This is a genomic window from Helicobacter mastomyrinus, from assembly GCF_039555295.1.
Taxonomy (GTDB): domain Bacteria; phylum Campylobacterota; class Campylobacteria; order Campylobacterales; family Helicobacteraceae; genus Helicobacter_C; species Helicobacter_C mastomyrinus.
In genome coordinates this window covers 364,045-383,065 of record NZ_CP145316.1, presented here as the reverse complement: position 1 = coordinate 383,065, position 19,021 = coordinate 364,045, and the positions used below count along the sequence as shown (strand labels likewise).

At 38.5% G+C, this 19,021-nt stretch carries 14 protein-coding genes and 3 tRNA genes; 11 read left to right on the top strand and 6 right to left on the bottom strand.

Translation table 11 applies throughout. From position 1 onward, the window contains the following. Positions 1-12 precede the first annotated feature (12 nt). The 10 genes from V3I05_RS01900 to V3I05_RS01855 all read left to right on the top strand — a co-directional run bounded on the left by V3I05_RS01900 (position 13) and on the right by V3I05_RS01855 (position 13,973). Positions 13-3,042 (top strand): acyl-CoA dehydratase activase, encoded by a 3,030-nt coding sequence (locus V3I05_RS01900; RefSeq protein WP_295700096.1) that lies wholly within the window; start codon positions 13-15, stop codon positions 3,040-3,042. Positions 3,043-3,063: 21 nt separating this feature from the next. After that, the gene (locus V3I05_RS01895) at positions 3,064-4,401 is read left to right on the top strand and encodes a 2-hydroxyacyl-CoA dehydratase (protein WP_300446745.1); all 1,338 of its coding nucleotides are present in this window, start codon (positions 3,064-3,066) and stop codon (positions 4,399-4,401) included. 452 nt (positions 4,402-4,853) lie between these two features. After that, positions 4,854-6,380, top strand: coding sequence for a Na+/H+ antiporter NhaA (nhaA, locus tag V3I05_RS01890; protein ID WP_343353839.1), 1,527 nt, complete (start codon positions 4,854-4,856; stop codon positions 6,378-6,380). Between the two features lie 21 nt (positions 6,381-6,401). Further along, on the top strand, positions 6,402-7,730 hold the full coding sequence (gene nhaA, locus V3I05_RS01885; RefSeq protein ID WP_300446740.1) for a sodium/proton antiporter NhaA: 1,329 nt from the start codon (positions 6,402-6,404) through the stop codon (positions 7,728-7,730). A gap of 50 nt (positions 7,731-7,780) precedes the next feature. Beyond that, positions 7,781-8,083, top strand: a complete 303-nt coding sequence (gene yajC / locus V3I05_RS01880) for a preprotein translocase subunit YajC (RefSeq protein ID WP_295700106.1) — start codon at positions 7,781-7,783, stop codon at positions 8,081-8,083. A 3-nt stretch (positions 8,084-8,086) separates the two neighbouring features. Then, positions 8,087-9,883 carry a protein translocase subunit SecD gene (gene secD / locus V3I05_RS01875; RefSeq protein ID WP_295700108.1) on the top strand — a complete coding sequence of 599 codons (1,797 nt, stop codon included), beginning with the start codon at positions 8,087-8,089 and terminating at the stop codon, positions 9,881-9,883. After that, positions 9,883-10,854, top strand: coding sequence for a protein translocase subunit SecF (secF, locus tag V3I05_RS01870; RefSeq protein ID WP_300732940.1), 972 nt, complete (start codon positions 9,883-9,885; stop codon positions 10,852-10,854). The genes secD and secF overlap by 1 nt, the downstream gene beginning before the upstream one ends. 11 nt (positions 10,855-10,865) lie before the next feature. Further along, a complete protein-coding gene (locus V3I05_RS01865; protein WP_295700112.1) occupies positions 10,866-11,207 on the top strand; it encodes a DUF6394 family protein in 342 nt (113 codons plus the stop codon). 14 nt (positions 11,208-11,221) lie between these two features. Further along, on the top strand, positions 11,222-11,926 hold the full coding sequence (locus V3I05_RS01860) for a hypothetical protein (RefSeq protein ID WP_300446733.1): 705 nt from the start codon (positions 11,222-11,224) through the stop codon (positions 11,924-11,926). A 10-nt stretch (positions 11,927-11,936) separates the two neighbouring features. Next, positions 11,937-13,973, top strand: coding sequence for a hypothetical protein (locus V3I05_RS01855; RefSeq protein WP_343353838.1), 2,037 nt, complete (start codon positions 11,937-11,939; stop codon positions 13,971-13,973). Positions 13,974-13,976: 3 nt separating this feature from the next. Here V3I05_RS01855 and V3I05_RS01850 read toward each other — a convergent pair whose 3' ends face one another. Next, entirely contained in the window at positions 13,977-14,444 is a 468-nt protein-coding gene (locus V3I05_RS01850; RefSeq protein ID WP_295700117.1) for an acyl-CoA thioesterase, read from the bottom strand. Between the two features lie 280 nt (positions 14,445-14,724). On the opposite strand from V3I05_RS01850, the gene V3I05_RS01845 reads away from it, so the two are divergent. Beyond that, entirely contained in the window at positions 14,725-16,248 is a 1,524-nt protein-coding gene (locus tag V3I05_RS01845) for a flagellin A (protein WP_295700120.1), read from the top strand. A gap of 215 nt (positions 16,249-16,463) precedes the next feature. Here the strand turns inward: V3I05_RS01845 and V3I05_RS01840 are convergent. The 5 genes from V3I05_RS01840 to trxA form a co-directional block, all read right to left on the bottom strand. Continuing rightward, positions 16,464-16,540 (bottom strand) — tRNA-Arg (locus V3I05_RS01840). 20 nt (positions 16,541-16,560) lie between these two features. After that, positions 16,561-16,637, bottom strand: a tRNA-His gene (locus V3I05_RS01835). A gap of 17 nt (positions 16,638-16,654) precedes the next feature. After that, positions 16,655-16,732 (bottom strand) — tRNA-Pro (locus tag V3I05_RS01830). 169 nt (positions 16,733-16,901) lie between these two features. After that, entirely contained in the window at positions 16,902-18,485 is a 1,584-nt protein-coding gene (locus tag V3I05_RS01825) for a phosphoethanolamine transferase (RefSeq protein ID WP_343353836.1), read from the bottom strand. A gap of 50 nt (positions 18,486-18,535) precedes the next feature. Then, on the bottom strand, positions 18,536-18,853 hold the full coding sequence (gene trxA, locus V3I05_RS01820) for a thioredoxin (protein WP_343353835.1): 318 nt from the start codon (positions 18,851-18,853) through the stop codon (positions 18,536-18,538). Positions 18,854-19,021: the final 168 nt, after the last annotated feature.

Here is a 19,021-nt window from a genome sequence, read left to right as displayed (position 1 = left end):
AGGCAGGATTTTATGAGCTTAACATTAGGTATTGATATAGGAAGCACAACAGCAAAAGTCGCGCTAATGGATAATGATGAAATTATCTTTCAATCTTATGAGAGGCATTATTCAAAGGTGCGTGAAAAAAGCATAGAGATCGTGCAAAAAATCACTGATATAGTCGGTGATAGGGAGCTTAAAGTAGCCATTTCTGGTTCTGCTGGATTTGGTATTTGCAAAGCAAGTGGGATTGATTTTGTGCAAGAGGTCTTTGCCACTGCTACAGCAGTCAAGCATCTTGTGTCTGATGCCGATGCGGTAATTGAGCTAGGCGGAGAAGATGCAAAGATTATATTTCTCACAGGTGGCACAGAGGAACGTATGAATGGCTCGTGTGCAGGTGGGACAGGTGCGTTTATCGACCAAATGGTAACGCTTCTAGCAGTTACCCCACAAGAGTTTGACGCTCTCTCGCTTCAATGCCAAAAAATCTATCCTGTGGCTTCACGTTGTGGTGTGTTTGCCAAAACTGATGTGCAACCACTTTTGAATCAAGGTGTGAATAAAGAGGATATTAGCGCGAGTATCTTTCAAGCGGTAGTGGATCAAACTATCACAGGATTAGCGCAAGGGCGCAAGATTGAGGGCAAGATTCTGTTCCTTGGAGGACCACTCTTTTATTATAAAGGTTTGCAGGAGCGATTTGCCAAAACGCTTAAACTTGATGAGGAGCACGCCATTTTCCCTGATTTCGCACAATATGCAGTAGCCATTGGCGTTTCGCTTGAAGCGCGCAATTTAGAGAAAACTTATACTTGCGCCTCACTGATTGCAGCATTAGAGTCAAGTAAAAAGGCTGCTTCGACAAATAAATATCTTGAACCTCTTTTTGCTTCAAGTGCCGATTATGATGCTTTTATCGCGCGACACGAGAGTGCAAATGTAGAGGAAATAGACATTGAGAAAGCCTATGAGGCAAATAATTATCAAAAAATTGATGTTTATATCGGCATAGATTGTGGTAGCACAACAACAAAGCTTGTAATGCTCGATAATAACAATGCAATTGTGTATCAATACTACAATTCTAATAAGGGCAATCCCGTAGAAGTGATTTCCTCTCAACTCAACTACATTTATACGCATTTTGGTGATAAGATTCACATTAAAGGCAGTGCGGTTACAGGCTATGGGGAAGAGCTTATAAAGGCTGCATTTACCCTTGATTCAGGGCTTGTGGAGACAATGGCGCATTTAAAGGCTGCTAAGCATTTTAATCCTAAGGTAGATTTTATCATCGATATTGGCGGACAGGATATGAAATGCTTTTATATCAAAAATCAAACTATTGATTCTATTATGCTTAATGAAGCGTGTAGCTCTGGATGCGGGAGCTTCATTGAGACGTTTGCAAAATCAATGGGATATGATATACAGACTTTTTCAAAGTTAGGATTGGAATCTAAGCACCCTGTGGAGCTAGGCAGTCGTTGTACGGTGTTTATGAATAGCTCGGTTAAAGAAGCGCAAAAAGAGGGCGCAAGTATTGAGGATATTAGCGCAGGGCTATCTATGAGTGTGGTAAAAAACGCCATCTATAAAGTGATACGCGCTCGTGATGCAGATGATTTAGGGAAGCAAATTGTTGTGCAAGGTGGGACATTCCTCAATAACGCGGTGTTAAGGAGCTTTGAGAAAGAAATCGGTAGGGAAGTGGTGCGTCCTAAGATTAGTGGCTTAATGGGTGCATTTGGCGCGGCATTATACGCTAAGGCTTTGGGCTTAGAGCATTCTACTACGATGAATAAAGAAGAACTATCGTCATTTAAGCATACTGCAACAGCAAGTGTGTGCAAGATTTGTGGTAATAACTGCCAACTAACCATTAATCGCTTTGGCGAGGGTAAAAAGTTTATTTCGGGCAATCGCTGTGATAAGCCTTTGGGATTCAAAAAATTGCTTTTCTTGCCTAATCTCTATGATTACAAGCTCAATAAACTCAAATCTCTCTGTGCGTATGAAAATATGGATAAATCACATCTTACAAAGGGAAAAATTGGCATTCCTTTAGGGCTTAATATGTATGAGAATCTCCCATTTTGGCATACTTTGCTTAGTGAGCTAGGCTATGAAGTGGTGGTTTCTGATGTTAGTACACGTAAAACCTTTGCCATAGGGCAGCATACTATTCCTAGTGATACGGTGTGCTATCCTGCTAAATTATTGCACGGACATATTGAAAACCTCCTCAAAAAAGGCGTGGATAAAATCTTTTATCCCTGTATGAGTTATAGTTTTGCAGGTGATGAGAAGCATAAAGATACTAGTACAAATAGCTACAACTGCCCTGTAGTTGCGTATTATCCCGAGCTTTTGAATGCCAATGTCGATAAATTACGTGAAGTGCAATTTTTCTATCCATATTTTGGTTTACATAAAAAAGAGGAGTTTAAGAAAAAAGGCTTTGAATTTTTCAAAAAAGATCTAAACGTTGATAAAAAAGCATTCTTACAAGCGGTTAATAAAGCCTATGAGGTGCGCGATGAATGGTTGAGTGATATTAAAGAGCAGGGGGAAAAGGCATTGCAGTTTGCCCGAGCAAATAAGCTTAAAGCTATTGTGCTATGCGGACGTCCATATCATATTGACCCAGAAATCAATCACGGCATTGATAAGCTTATTAACTCTTTGGGGCTTGTCGTGCTAAGTGAGGATAGTGTAGGGCATTTAGCAGAAGCGGGAGAACTTCACATTCTTAATCAATGGAGCTATCATTCACGACTTTATAATGCTGCTGCCTTTGTGAGCTGTGATGATAATTTAGAGTTAGTGCAGTTAGTGAGCTTTGGCTGTGGGATAGATTCCATCACTACTGATGAAGTGCGTGAGATTTTAGAATCTCACGGAAAATTCTACACACAGCTTAAAATCGATGAAATCAGTAATCTAGGTGCGGTAAAGATCAGAATCCGCTCTTTGCTTGGTGCTATGGAAGAAAAGCAGGCTCAAAAGAAAGCAAAGGTCTTGCTTGGTTCACACCACATACTTGAAAATGCCTAATTTAATTTCAAAGGATAGTCTATGACACAAAAAATGACACCACATATCAATTCTTGGCAAAGCCCTGATACTCAATTGCTCATCATTAAGCCAGAAAATAAAAGAGAACTTAAACGCGTCCCCTTCACCGCGGAGATGAAGGAAACACACACGATATTAGTGCCTATGATGTTGCCCATACATTTTCAATTACTTGTAAATATCTTGCATTTGCACGGATATAAGGCTGAATTGCTACATAACGATGGAAAAGGCGTAGTAGATGAGGGATTACGCAATGTGCATAATGATACTTGCTATCCTGCCTTGCTTGTTATTGGGCAGATGATTGACGCACTTAAAAGTGGTAAATGGGATTTGGATAAGGTCGCTTTGCTTATCACGCAAACAGGTGGAGGTTGTCGAGCAAGTAATTATATTTATTTATTGCGTAAGGCACTTAACAAAGCTGGGTTTGGTAATATCCCTGTGATTTCACTTAATTTTAGCGGGTTAGAATCCAATCAAGGTTTTAGCGTTACCCGTCCTATGTTGCAAAACTTCCTCAATGCTATTTTATATGGGGATTTGTTAATGCATATTGCTAATCAAACACGGGCTTATGAGAAAAATAAAGGCGATACGGATGCGATGGTGGATAAATGGGTGCGTCGTATTACCACAGAGGGCACGAATGAGGGTTTAAAAAAATATAGTGTTTTAAAAAAAGATTTAAAGCTTATTTTAGATGATTTTGCCTCAATTCCTAGGGATTCTAAGCAAAAGGTACGTGTAGGTATTGTAGGTGAGATTTATATTAAATTTTCTCCACTAGGAAATAATAATTTGGAAGACTTCCTTTTGAATGAGGATTGTGAGGTCGTAATACCTGGATTCTTAGATTTTTGCCTCTATTGCGTGAATGATACGATTGTGGGAAATAAAATGTATGGTGGCACTTTTGTAGAGTCTCTCATTTACCGCGTGGTGTATTGGTTCTTTGCCAATAAGCAATTAGATATGATTAAGATTATTAAGAAGCACGGCGTATTTAGAGCTCCTGCGCCTTTCAAGCATACTAAGAAACTTGCTGATGGCTATGTATCTCAAGCAATGAGTATGGGTGAGGGGTGGCTACTCACTGCTGAAATGCTCGAACTTATTGAACAAGGAGTAGAAAATATCGTTTGCACTCAGCCTTTTGGTTGTCTGCCTAATCACATTGTGGGACGTGGTATGATGAAGGTTATCAAAGAAGGCAATCCTCAAAGCAATATTGTATCTATTGACTATGATCCGGGCGCGACAAAAGTTAATCAAGAAAACCGCATAAAACTTATGCTAAGCAACGCGAAAAAAGCATACCTAGCAAATGCTTAATTTTATAAGGAATTAGATACTCTCTTGTTGAGGTTTGATAGTGAGACTATTGTAAGAAAGCAGTTTGTTTAGATGCCTATTTACTTTGTTTCATAACATCGGTGGAAGTGAGTAAAAATCTAGTAAAACCCTGTTTTTAACATTCTTTATACTAAATGATAGCTAACAAGAAAAGCAGTTAGGTTTGCTAAAATTATGAGGCAGCGTAATTCAAGTAGCTAGGAGCATCTCTTTGTTCTTGTTAGTTTATTTTGTTATAAAAGAAACTTGAAATATTACTAGGTAAAAATGCACTAGGCAGTTTTGTCAAAAAACATACTATTTTTTAAAAGCTTGTGCTAAAATTTAATGTATTTTTTAGTATAATTTTTTCTAATTTTTATGTGCTCAAATAATTATTGATTACACACAATTATCATCTCTTAAACTATAAAACTAAAGGAGTTTGCTCTATGCTAGAGGCAACCATTACGCTCAGCCGACATTCGTATGTAAAAGACAAGTTGCAAGAGGGCTTAAATCGCTTTATTACACACGAGTCGTTCGGGGGGATTCTACTCGCTTTTTGTGTGATAGCCGCAATACTTGTAGCAAATTCCTCTTATGCTGATTTGTATTTTGAATTTTTTCGTAGTGAGTTTGGGGCATTTTTTGGTGATTCTGTCTTTAAAATGAGTTTGCAGGAATTTATCAATGATGTGTTGATGTCTTTTTTCTTTTTGCTTGTGGGATTAGAAATGAAACGTGAAATGCTCTATGGGGAACTTGCGGGATTCAAAAAAGTGAGTTTTTCTTTTCTTGCGGCATTTGGTGGCATTGTTTGTCCGGTAATGATTTATTTGTATTTTAATATTGACACAGCCTATCAGCACGGCTTTGGCGTGGCTATGAGCACGGATACTGCCTTTGCACTCGGGCTTATTATGTTGCTTGGCGATAAAGTGCCTAAGATTCTCAAAATTTTTCTTGTAACGCTTGCTGTGGCTGATGACTTAGGGGCAATTTCTGTAATTGCTATTTTTTATTCTGATAATATTAGTATGCAGTGGATTTATCTTTCATTGTTGCTTATAGGGGTGCTTATTTATCTTAATTATCGTGATACCAAATATCTATCTCTGTATTTTTTAGTAGGTATTTTGTTGTGGATTTGTGTGCATCATAGTGGGTTTCACGTAACTATTGCTGCGGTGATTTTAGCTATGGCAATCCCGGGGAGAACACGTGTGAATAGACGATATTTTATCAATATGCTAAAAGAGTTCGATAAGATGAAAGTAGCCACAAATGGCTGGGACGATATTCTTCACGCTAAAGAAGTTGAAAAAATGGGTTTTTGGAAAGGAAGCTTAAAAAATATTAAAAATTTTATATTCGCTCAAGATGTGGAAAAAAAGATTGATATGGCAAAAACTTCACAATTAGTGCATATGCTTGATACCATAGGTACTTACTCGCGCTATGCGCAAAATCCACTTATACGGCTTGAAATGGCATTGCAGCCTTTATGTGCATATTTTTTTGTACCGCTTTTTGCCTTTGCTAATGCAGGAGTATCACTCCATAGTGGCATTGATATTAGTCTTAATAGTGTGATGTTAGGCACAATTTTAGGTTTAGTAGTAGGCAAGCCCATAGGTGTACTTCTATTTTGCTTTTTAGGAGAAAAACTCAATCTCGCTACACGTCCAAAAGATCTAAATTATGGGCATATTTTGTCAGTAGGTATGATTTCTGGCATTGGCTTTACGATGTCTATGTTTGTCGCAAATCTCGCTTATAAAGATGATATGATGAGTATTGATATGTCTAAAATCTCTATTTTAGTAGCAAGTTCAATAGCGGCTATACTTGGGCTTTTGGCAGTATATGTTAGCACGAGAAATCAGCAAGAGCAAGAGGAATATATAGAGGAGAATAAAAATCAAAAAATTGAAGATGAGATTCAAAAGCTTAGAGATACGCAAAGTGTCATTTAAGCCTACAATAAAGGAGTAAAGATGAAACCTAAACAAAATAGAATTTCACAAGCCTTAAGTAGTTTTATTCGTGCAGAATCTTTTAGTGGTATTTTTCTCTTTTTCTGTGCTGTGAGTGCAATGATTGTGGCAAACTCTCCCTTATCGCATTTGTATCACACATTTTGGGAGCAGCCCTTTGGCTTTAGTTTTGCTGGAGGATTCTATGGCTTTAGCATTCACGATTGGATTAATGATGTGTTAATGTCAGTTTTCTTCCTTATGGTGGGGCTAGAAATCAAACGTGAAATACTCTTTGGAGATTTATCCGGGTTTCAAAAGGCGGCTTTTCCGGTTATTGGGGCAATAGGTGGTATGGTCGCACCCGGTATTATTTATTATGCCCTTAATATGGGAACGCCCTCTTATCACGGCTTTGGAATCCCTATGGCGACAGATATCGCCTTTGCTTTAGGCGTGATTTTACTACTTGGCAAACGAGTGCCTTTAGCCCTCAAAGTATTTTTGGTAACACTTGCTGTGGCCGATGACTTGGGCGCTATCGCTGTGATTGCAATATTTTATCCCTCGCCTGAAGGTTTGCATTTGATGTATTTAGGTTTAGCCGTAGTGATTATTGTCATTCTGAGCTTTATGAATCATATCGGTGTGCGTCATTTAGGCGTGTATATCGGTATAGGGATTATATTGTGGTTTTGTGTGCATCATAGTGGGATTCACGCTACTATCGCGGCAGTGGCGTTAGCATTTTGTATTCCCGTGAAGCCTAAAATCGAAAGTAAAGAGTTTATTGAAGTCGTGCAGCAAATGATAAAGATTTTTGAGAGTAAGGACAAAGAGCGCAAAAATATTTTGCTTGATACACAGCAAATGAGTGCTATTGATGAGGCGGGAAGAGATTTTAGCAAGGTGCAAAATCCGCTTTTGCGTTTAGAACATGCCTTACAGCCTATATGTGCGTTTGTTATTATGCCGCTTTTTGCCTTTGCTAATGCAGGTGTAGATATTCGCGGGGAGGTGAATTTCCACATCGACCATATTATGCTAGGCATTATGTTTGGGCTTGTTGTGGGTAAGCCTGTGGGGATTTTAGCCCTTACATTTTTATGCGAAAAATGTAAAATCGCCGCTCGTCCTCACGGTGTATCGTGGAGTCATATTTTTGGCGCAGGAATGCTTGCTGGTATTGGCTTTACAATGTCTATGTTTGTTTCAAACCTTGCCTTTGATGAAATAGAATCTGCCAATGTGGCAAAAATAGCCATTTTACTTGCCTCAAGTATAGCTGGAATCTTAGGCTCTCTGTATTTGGTAGTAAATCATCTCATCACAAACAAAGCTAAATCTTAACTATTCTAAGATAGAATCAGCCTCTTTATTTTAATCTCAAAGGATTACTTATGCAAGGTCAAGGTGGAATGCAAGAGACTTTAATGTCATTACTTCCTATCGTATTTTTTATAGCGATTTTCTATCTACTTCTTATTCGCCCCGCAAATGTGAAAAGAAAAAAACATCAAGAGATGATTAACGCATTGCAAAAGGGTGATAAGATTATTACCACAGGGGGATTGATTTGTGAGATTGTGAAGCCTGAAAAGACATTTTTTAGTGTGCGCTTAAATGATGATACTATTGTTCGTCTCTCTCGTGAGTTCATCGCTTATAAGCTTGATGAGAGCGATACAACCCAAGAATCATAGTAAATGGCAAAGCAACATATCCAGCCCTCTCATACGACTCAAAAGAGCTTCAATTATAGGTTTTTAGCACTTATAATTGCTGCATTACTTGGGATTTTTTTTTCTCTGCCCTCTTTTACCGATATGAGCGGACGTAAAATCTCTTTAGGGCTTGATTTGCAAGGTGGGCTAAACCTCCTTTTGGGTGTGAAAACACAAGAGGCAATTAAAGCGCGATTTGCCTCCCTCGCTTCACAGATTGATTTTGATACAAAACGTGAGAAGATTCTCATTGATAATCTTAAGGCAAGTGAGGATAGCGTGAGCTTTGAGCTTTTTGATATTGATGAAAAACCTAAGCTTGATGACATTCTCTCTCGAATTAATGGGCTATATATCAATGAGCGAGAGGGTAGGTATTTTATCACTTTCACACCTGAATATGAAGAGGAGATTCAAAGTAGTGCCATAGCTCAAGCTATTGGTACGATTCGCAATCGCCTTGATGAATTTGGCTTGAGTGAACCAAGCGTAACGCAGCAAGGCAAAGAGAATATACTTGTGCAGCTCCCCGGTATTAAGACAATAGAAGAAGAACAGAGGGCAAGGGATTTGATTGCTAAGCCTGCGCATTTGCAAATGATGGCAGTAGATGAGGAGCGTAATGCACGAGTAAGCACGATGAGTGAGCTAGAGGCGCAAAAATATAATGATGTGATTTTGCCCTTTGTTAATACAAGTGAGTTGCAAAAGCTTGAAAAGCAGCTTCTTATGTTTAAAGAGGAAATGGCAAGTATTCCCACACATTCTCGCACACAGGACAATACGCAATATATGAATCTTGAAGCACAAATAGAATCGCTTGAATATGATGTGCGTGTTAAAAAAGCACAATCTAATCAAGTGATTCTACTCAAAGCTGTGCCTATACTTGATGGCTCGATGATTACAGACGCACGTGCAGCTTTTGACCACAATAATCAATCCATTGTGAGCTTTAGCCTTGATGCGAAAGGCGCAAAGATTTTTGGCGAATTTTCCGGGGCGAATGTAGGCAAGCGTATGGCGATTGTGCTTGATGGCAAGGTGTATTCTGCACCTGTGATACGTGAGAGAATCGGCGGAGGAAGCGGACAAATTAGTGGAGGTTTTAGCATAGAGGAAGCGAGCGATTTAGCCATTGCGCTTAAAAGTGGAGCATTACCTGCGCCAATGGAAGTGCTTGAAAAGCGAAGTGTGGGACCAAGCTTGGGCGAAGATTCTATTCGGGCGTCAATGATTGCGCTTATTAGCGGATTTGCATTAGTGGTTGTCTTTATGATGATGTATTATGCACTTGCAGGAGTGATTGCTGTAATTGCCTTATTTGTGAATATTGTGCTGATTATTGCTGTAATGGCGTGTTTTGGTGCGAGTTTGACATTGCCGGGTATGGCAGGCATCGTCTTAACGGTGGGTATGGCAGTTGATGCAAATATTATTATCAATGAAAGAATCCGCGAGGCATTACGCGGGGGCTTTGGTATAGCAAAATCCATAGAAATGGGTTATGCGAATGCTTCAAGGGCGATTTTTGATTCTAATCTCACTACGCTTATTGCCGCTGTGCTGCTCTATGGCTTTGGAAGTGGAGCGATAAAGGGCTTTGCTATCACTATGGGCATAGGTATAAGCGCGTCTATTTTAACAGCTATTATCGGCACACACGGCATTTATCAGGCTATTTTGGGTTGGATTACAAAGAGTGGGAATATCCCTTTGTGGTTTGGGATTACACTCCCTCCTAAAGATAGTGCACAAGCACCTTTAAGGAGCAAATAATGGAGATTTTTAAGAAAGTAAAAGTATATGACTTTGTCAAATATAGCTCCTATGGGCTAGTTATATCAAGCATTTTGATTATTGTTTCATTTGTGCTACTTGGCTTGAAGGGCTTTAATTTAGGCATTGACTTTGCTGGAGGCTCTATCGTGCAGTTACAATACACACGGGCTGCGCCATTGCCACAAATCCGCGAATTACTCACCCAAGATGAGCGATTTAAAAATTCTCAAGTAAGTGAATTTGGTTCTAAGGAGGAGGTGTTGCTTAAAATCCCTTATACCCCAAGTGAAGCCAATGAGGATATTTCTAAGGATATTGTAACCCTTTTAGAGCCAAGTGGGAGTTTTGAACTACGTAGGGTGGATTCTGTAGGTCCTAAGGTGGGCGATGAATTAAAGAAAAATGGTATTATTGCCTTGACACTCGCGCTTGTGGCGATGATGGTTTATATTTCATTTCGCTATGAGTGGAGATTCTCACTTGCTGGTGTGTTAGCACTCGTGCATGATGTGATTATTGTCTCTGGTGCGGTGATATTGGCAAATGTGGATTTTAATCTTGATGTTTTGGCCGCACTGCTTACGATTATTGGCTATTCTATTAATGATACGATTATTATCTTTGATAGAATTCGTGAGCAAATGCTTATTAAGCGTCAAAAAGATATGAAATATGTGATTAATGAGGCGGTTTCTTGCACGCTTTCAAGGACATTGCTTACATCTCTCACAGTGTTTTTTGTGGTGCTTACACTTTATCTTTTTGGTGGTGAAATCATCGTAGGATTCTCGCTGCCTATGCTGGTGGGCGTGATAGTGGCTACTTGTAGCTCTATGTTTGTTGCGCCACGTTTGGCATTGCTCTTTGGGTTTAATTTAGATGAGTATTATCAAAAAGAAGCTAATAAGCTTAAAAAGCAAGAGGAAAAGAAGCGATTACGTGCGATGTATGAGCAAGGTCGTCTATAAAGGAGTAAGATATGGATTGGGGTAGGGTATTTTTTGTCTTTTTTAGCTTGATGAGTTTGACTTTCACACTTGGTTTTTTGTATGAGAATAATATCATTATACTTTTTATTGCCACAGCGATTAATTTTATCGCTACAACTTTGCGTATAGGGGTGAAAAATAGCCTTTCAGCTGAGCTTTTTGCTAGTTCACTTGTGGCAGACTTTCATCTCATACCTGCTTTTATTTTTCTGCAAGTTTTTGGGGATATTGAAATCGCTACAGCACTTGTTGTAGGTGCGGCGGTGGCAAATCTATTTTCTATGATTTTGCTTTGTATAGGCGGGGCGAAGGCTAAAGAGAGTGATTACTAGATAAAAGGCGGTATATGAAGCACACATTATGCAGGATAACCTTTTTTTCTCTGCTTAGTTTGTGTGGTGTTGCTTTTAGTGCCTGTGCGACTTATAAACTCGAAGTTTCAAATGTATCCTTGTATAATGAGGGGGTGCAGATAGTGGATTCCATAAAGACAAAAAGCAAAGTGCGCCTTGAAGTAGGGCAGCATAAAGTGGGAAGTGCTAGTAGCATACCCTTAGCGCTTTTTGTATCTGCTGCTAATCTTTCTGCTCAATCAGTAATTTTTGATAGAAACAATGTATTACTCTATCAAAATGGCAAACTTTTACCATCTTTAAGCAATGAGGAGATAAAAAGTGGCAGTTTTGATTATAGCTATATTATAGAATCTTATCATCTTTATATCCCGCCTGCTCCTGTACCAAGCCAATCTGTTGTGATAGCCTCGCCCTTTATTTATCGTGGGTATTGGGGAGGAGGATTCTATATTTATAATGATATGGTTTTTTCTGCGCGTGAGAGAATGCAGCGGCGAATAGAGCTTGAGGAGCAAAGGGCTAAACGTGCTATCATTATCTCAAGCGCATTGCAAAAAAATACGTTAGAACCTAAAGGTATGCCACGAGGAGGATTTGTGATATATTCACCTTCGGTATTGCAGGTAGGAGAGCTTGATATACGCGTTCGCGTGGGTGATGAGGAACATAGTTTTACTTTAGAGATTGTGAAGTAGGAAAGAAACGATGAAAACATTTGCTATGTATATGTTAGGAGGCATAATTGTGAGTTTATGCTTTATGGCTTGTGGTGAGAGTAAAACCCAAGAGGAGCATTCATCTACACAGGAGCAAGGGCAAATACCCTTTAAACTCCAAGGCAATGAGAATTTGGATGCCCTTATGGATAAAATTCTTATGCAGTATGCACCTTTAAGCGGAAATACGCACTTTTTTGATATTAGAGAGATACAAGCCGATAGCACACAATTTACACCCATAGATGAACAACGCAATAAAATTCACCATCTTCTTTATGAAGCATATAAGGAGAATCGGGCTCATTATATAGAGAGCGCTTTGCTTGAGAGTGTTTTGGGCACACAGAGAGAATGGAATGTGCTATCCACTTCAGCACAGCCTTATATGGAAATCCCTTCTTTAGAACGTTTAGATACAGATATAGTCCTTGCTCTTAGTCTTTTGTTTTTGAATGACAATAAGGGTGATAGTAGTGAATTTGATAAACTACTTAAGCAGCAATATCAAAGCGCCAAGGGAAGCGGTACATTAAGCACGATTATAGAATCCCAAATCCAAGCACGACTTTTAGCCCTTTATGGCTTATATCATTTAGATGCAATCAATCAAAATATGGAGCATTTAGCCACGCATCAGGTACGTGTGAGCCTAGAATCAGACCTAGAGCAATATAAAGATTTTATTTTAAAAGAACATTTTGATGTATATCAAAAGGCTTTTTCTCTTCTTAAGGAAGAGATTCTCAAACAACAAGCCCCTATGGATAGAATCTTGGCAAAACTCCTTGAGTATCCACAATCCTTAACGGACAATGATGATATATATTCACATATTGAGCATTTAAAAAATGCTTATGAGATATTTAAAACGCATAGCTTTAATAGCCCCCAAGTCCAAGATATCATCAGCATTGCACAAAATCCTTTGAAGAATGTGTATAGCAACACATTGATAGCAAATTACCTTTATGGGCTTGATTATTTGAGTTTAATGTTTTTAGATGATAATGGGCAGAGCAATATTCCTTTAGCGCTAGACTATTTGCAAAAAGATTTTAAATCCTATCAAATTACGCAACATCGGTTTGATGCAGCTTTATTCCAAAACTATATATCTTCGATATTTATAGGTGCGTATTTTTTGTCTCAAACGTATAAAGATCAGGTTTATTTTGAAGAGTTATTGCGTCTTATTCGAGCTGAAATATCACAATATAATGATGTAATGAGTGAAAAGGATAAGGAGTTATATCAAGATGCGCTTTTTATCTTAGGACAAACTGATAAGAGTAAGTTTCTAGCCATTACATTTGTGGATAATAGACCAAAGGAAGAAGAAGGTTATGTAAAAATCCCACTTGTACTTTCTCCGCAAGAAAATGCACATATTAGAAGTATTATGTCTAAAGAGAAAAATACCGCAGAGGAACACAAAGATGTATGTCTTAATCCAAGCGATATAAGTTTTATGCTGGCTTTGACATACCAAGCTTACAAAATGCAAGGTTTTGAGGGTGTTGCCCCAGAAATGTTTCAAATTCGGCTTGATGAAGTTTTTGATATAGAGCAATTCCGCCAATTACCGCTTTCAAGGCATTTAATCGATTTTGATACTTTTATGGTTTTGGGCGTGGCTGATAAGCAATGTTATGCGCAGGAATTAGATGTGAGTGAGCGTTTGGCTGTGCTTGAGGCAAAGGAGCAGATTTGTGGATATAATTTGTATTTTGATAAAGAAAACGGATTCGTGGTTGATGATATTCTACCCTCTCGAGTCTTAGAGCAAACAGCCGATGGCAATATTTACTATCGCTTAAAAGTGGCCGATATGAATCTTAATCAATTTCTTTTTCATAATGATGAAAATGCACTGAGTGCGTTAAAGCAAGCAGATAATACAGGGGAGATATTACCTGTGCTACTTACATTTTTCCCTCATATGCAGACATATCTAAACAATCGCCTTTTACCTAATGAGGCAGATGAAATTATTAAAAGAGCAACGCCTAGGTCTTGTAAGTAATATTTATGCGTTTGTTTTGATTTTCATTCTAAATTCTTTGCGTTTTTTTGCTTCTTCAAAACGTCTTTTTTCGTTTTCAGTAGTGGGGTTAAGTGGGGGAATCTGCACCTTTTTGCCATTGCTATCAATGGCTACCATTGTGAAATAGCAACTATTGCAATGTGTCACAAAGCGATTTTTAATATCTTCACTAATCACTTTGATCCCTACTTCACAGCTACTACTCCCTACATAATTCACAGAAGCGAGGAAAATCACTAAAGAACCAATAGGAATAGGATTCTTAAACACCATACCATCTACACCGATAGTTACCACACCACAGCCACAATATCGCGTAGCACACGCATAAGCGACTTGGTCGAGGAGCTTCATTAGCTCTCCTCCGTGCATTACTCCGCTAAAGTTTGCCATACTTGGTGAGGCAAGCACACTCATTGTTAAGCATTTGGGGTCGAAGATGTCTTCCATGTGTTTGTATCCTCCAAAAAAGATAATTTTATTTTAAACTTTATAAGAGATTATTATGCGATGACAAGGTTACTACTTATGTAAATAAACGGTAAGAGTGCTTATTTTTATCTCTCTAGTGTCCATAAAAGTAACCTTAATTCTATGCTTTTGTATCATCTAATGTCTAAAAAGAGAAAAAATTGCTGAAAATAATTAAAGTTTTTTTGTTGTAGAACGATATGTATTTCAACCTAAAGGCAGGGACGCCTCTAAGGAAAAAATACATAAAGGAGTCACTATGGCTTTTCAAGTCAATACTAACGTTAATGCGCTTAACGCGCACGCTCAATCTACCTTTACTCAATATAATCTTAAAAATTCAATGGAGAAATTGAGTTCAGGTCTTCGTATTAATAAGGCTGCAGATGATGCTTCAGGTATGACAATTGCTGATAGTTTGCGTTCTCAAGCAAGTGCATTGGGGCAAGCTATTAGAAATACAAATGATGGTATGGGGATTATTCAAATCGCGGATAAAGCGATGGATGAGCAAATCAAAATCCTAGATACTATCAAAACTAAAGCTGTTCAAGCAGCTCAAGATGGGCAAAGCACGCAATCACGTTCAATGATTCAAATGGACATTAAACGTTTGATTGAAGGTTTGGATAATATTGGGAATACAACTACTTATAATGGTATGGCATTGCTCTCTGGTGCATTTTCTAATAAAGAGTTTCAAGTGGGTGCGTATTCTAACCAATCTATTAAAGCTTCTATTGGTGCGACTACTTCTGATAAAATCGGGCAAGTGCGTATTGAGACAGGAGCATTAGTGACAGCTTCTGGTGATGTTACTATAACATTTAAGAATGTAGATGGTGTAAATGACGTAACTCTAGAATCTGTGAAAATTTCTTCATCTGCAGGGACAGGTCTAGGTGTTTTGACTGAAGTTATCAATAAAAACTCCGATAAGACAGGTATTCGTGCCACAGCAAATGCGATTACTACTTCGGACGTATCTATTGCGAGTGGAAGTTTAGCAGGCGTAATGATTAATGGTATCTCAATTGGTGATATTATTGGAATTAAGAAAAATGATAGCGATGGTCGTTTAGTGCAGGCTTTCAACGCAGCTACAATGCACACAGGTGTGGAAGCTTACACAGACAACCTTGGACGCTTAAATTTACGAAGCACAGATGGACGCGGTATTGATTTGAGGGCGACTGGTGCAGTCCAGGGGCAAGGTGATCAGGCTATCCAGACTCTCAACGGTGGGCAAAGTATCACAAATGGCTCTACTAACTATGGACGCCTTTCATTAGTGCGAACTGATGCAAGAGATATTGTGATTTCTGGTGTAAATATCAGCTCAACAGGTTATACTGATGAAACAAAAGTTGCTCAAACAACAGCGAATCTTAGAGATGTAACTGGTGTATTTAACGCTGATATAAAATCTGCTTCAGGCGCAAACTACAATGCCGTTATCGCAAGTGGTGGTGCAGACCTTGGCGCTGGTGTGACAAGTCTTAGGGGTGCGATGGTAACAATGGATATTGCAGAATCTGCGCAAAAAATGCTTGATAAGATTAGAGCTGACCTCGGTTCTGTTCAAGGGCAAATGGTAAGCACAGTAAACAACATCACTATTACTCAAGTGAATGTTAAGGCTGCTGAATCTGGCATTCGTGAAGTAGATTTTGCGGCTGAAAGTTCAGAGTTTAGTAAGCTCAATATTCTTGCTCAATCTGGTAGCTATGCACTTTCTCAAGCAAATGCTATCCAGCAAAATATCTTAAGACTTCTTAACTAATTAAGATATATTCAACTTCTTTTCCTCCTCTGCAACAAGGGGAGGTTATTCCCTTTCTTAATATTCTCTTATATAAATACTAAAGATTTGGTTTTGTAATCCGCTAGAATTTCTTTTGTAAAATTTAAGTTTAAATCTTATTTGGGTTTTGAAAGACTTATTGACCGATAGATTGATTGTTTTGATAGTAATAGTAGCGATTTTAAGCGATAATGTGGCACGCCCGAAGGGAGTCGAACCCCTAACCCCCAGATCCGAAGTCTGGTGCTCTATCCAATTGAGCTACGAACGCATTTGAAAAGTTATAAAATATGGGGTGGGTGATGGGGTTCGAACCCACGACCCTCAGAGCCACAACCTGATGCTCTAACCAGCTGAGCTACACCCACCATATAAAAAGAAGCAATGGTCGGGGCGAAAGGATTCGAACCTTCGACCCCTTGGTCCCAAACCAAGTGCGCTAACCAGACTGCGCTACGCCCCGACATAAAAGGGCGCTATTATAATACAACCTTATTTTTTTGTCAAGGATATTTCTTGAGCAAGAGGCTTGTATCTTGCCTCTGATGCTTTTGTGTTAATTGTAGTTGTTTCCAAGGTTTTTTTGTTATTTCTCTTTATATGGAGCAAAATATCCAGCTCAAAAACCAACACTATGGCTTAAGAATATCAAGATTCTCATCATAATCTTGCGTTTGTATCCCCAATATATGTAACAATGTATGAAATACATAATCGTGGTTTAAAGTGGTATTTATGTGGTTTAAAGCGAGGTTAGGAAGCTGTCCCCATTGTGTGCTAAACCACATAATAGAAGGGATATGCTTTTGATATTTTGGTGCAAGATTATAGCCTAAGCCCCCGTGCATATACTGCCCCAATTCCCCTAAACTCTCCCCATGGTCGCTCACATACCACAGCATAGAGCGCATAGAGCTTTTTTGTAAAATATGTATCATTTGTGCCAATACCCAATCTCCATAGCGCAGAGTATTATCATAGGCATTGACTATTTCTTCATAATCGCATTTTGAGAGTTCTTTATGTGTGCATACGGGAGTAAAATATGTAAAATCTACAGGGTAGCGATTTACATAAGAAGCTCCGTGAGAGCCGTATTGATGTGCGATGATAAAAATATGTTTTTGTCTTTTTTGTGCATTTTGTATAATGTGCTGTATATCTGGCAATATTACTCCATCAAAACTATCGGTTGGGTAGAGAATCTTATGGGCTATGTTTCTATCACAGCCCCCTATACATTTTCCGCCATTATTACCTAGATACCATACTTCATAACCCACACTTTGAGCAATATCAAGGATATTATTAACATAGAGTGATAAGTTGCGATGAGTGTAGGTTTTATGTGTGTAGTGTGTAAGCATACAAGGCACAGAAATAGCTGTAATGACGCCGCAGGAATAAAAATCTTTAAAGCTTATCACATTCAAAGATTCTGTATAGGGGTTTGTGGGTTTGGGATAACCATTAAGAGAGAAATTCGCACTTCTGGCACTTTCTCCAATCACAAGGAGGACGATTTGTGGCGGAGTATTAGCTGCTAAATGCGCATCTTGTGCGATAAGTATGGGCGTAAATTGTCGCTCCTGTGAGTTCTGTATATAAAGAATAGTAGAGCGAATGGGGGCAATGGGATTAGGCATAGTGGCTAGGCTTTTTTGTGCTTTAAAAACAAAGATAATATCTTTACCCCAAATTGCGTAGCTTGCGCTTATAAATATGCTTAGAATCCCAAGTATGTATATCTTCTGCTTACAGGCTTGCATAAATGGAATCTTCTTAAGTTTGATAGCACTAAGAAGCACGCAGGGCAAGATTCCAAGGATTGTTACATAGCCTATAAATCCAAGACTTATCATATCGAGGGCTTCATCCGCGTGGGTTTCTAATACGCTTTGTATAATATCCTCATTGATAAGCACCCCTAGAGAATCCATATAGAATCCACACACGCTACTTAGTAGCAGGATAAAGCCCAGCATATACTTCACACTAAATCGTAGGCATAAAATTTCTAATCCAAGCATTAAAATACCTATATGGATAAGTGCATTAAGCCACGTGAGATAGGAAAGCTCTATACGTGTGGCGAGTTCATCAAAAGTAGTATTAAAAGAATGATTAAGGCATAAAACGATAAAAATCGCACCAAATAGTGTAAGAAAGTGGTAATTAAGTGGGAAGCGAAAATATTTCTTTAAAAGAGCAAACATTGAAAAAAGAGATAAGCGCTAAAGGCTCTGCTTAAGAGAGCCTTATGGGATTAAAGAATAGCATCAAGCTTTTCACGAATAGTTTGCTCTGGCAACGCACCTGTAATTTGATCTTTTATCTCCCCATTTTTCATAAATAAAATAGTAGGGATATTTCTAATGCCAAATCGTTTTGAAAGTTCGGTTTCATTATCTACATTCACCTTACATATTTTTGCTTTACCTTCATAATCTTCTGCAAGTTTGTCAATTACAGGAGAAAGCATTTTGCAAGGATTGCACCAAGGTGCCCAAAAATCTACTAATGCCACACCGCTTGTAATCTCTGTGTCAAAATTATCATTACTCAATTCTATATACTTAGCCATCGTTTCAGCTCCTCAATAAAAGATGATATGTAAATGCTACCTTTAAATCGCATTGCTACGATGTATGAAGCATTTATGTGCTTATTATATATCGCTTTGTTTAATAAATTTTATCCATATTTGAGAATTTTTATAAAATTTATAGATTTCTGTTAAATAATACTTAAA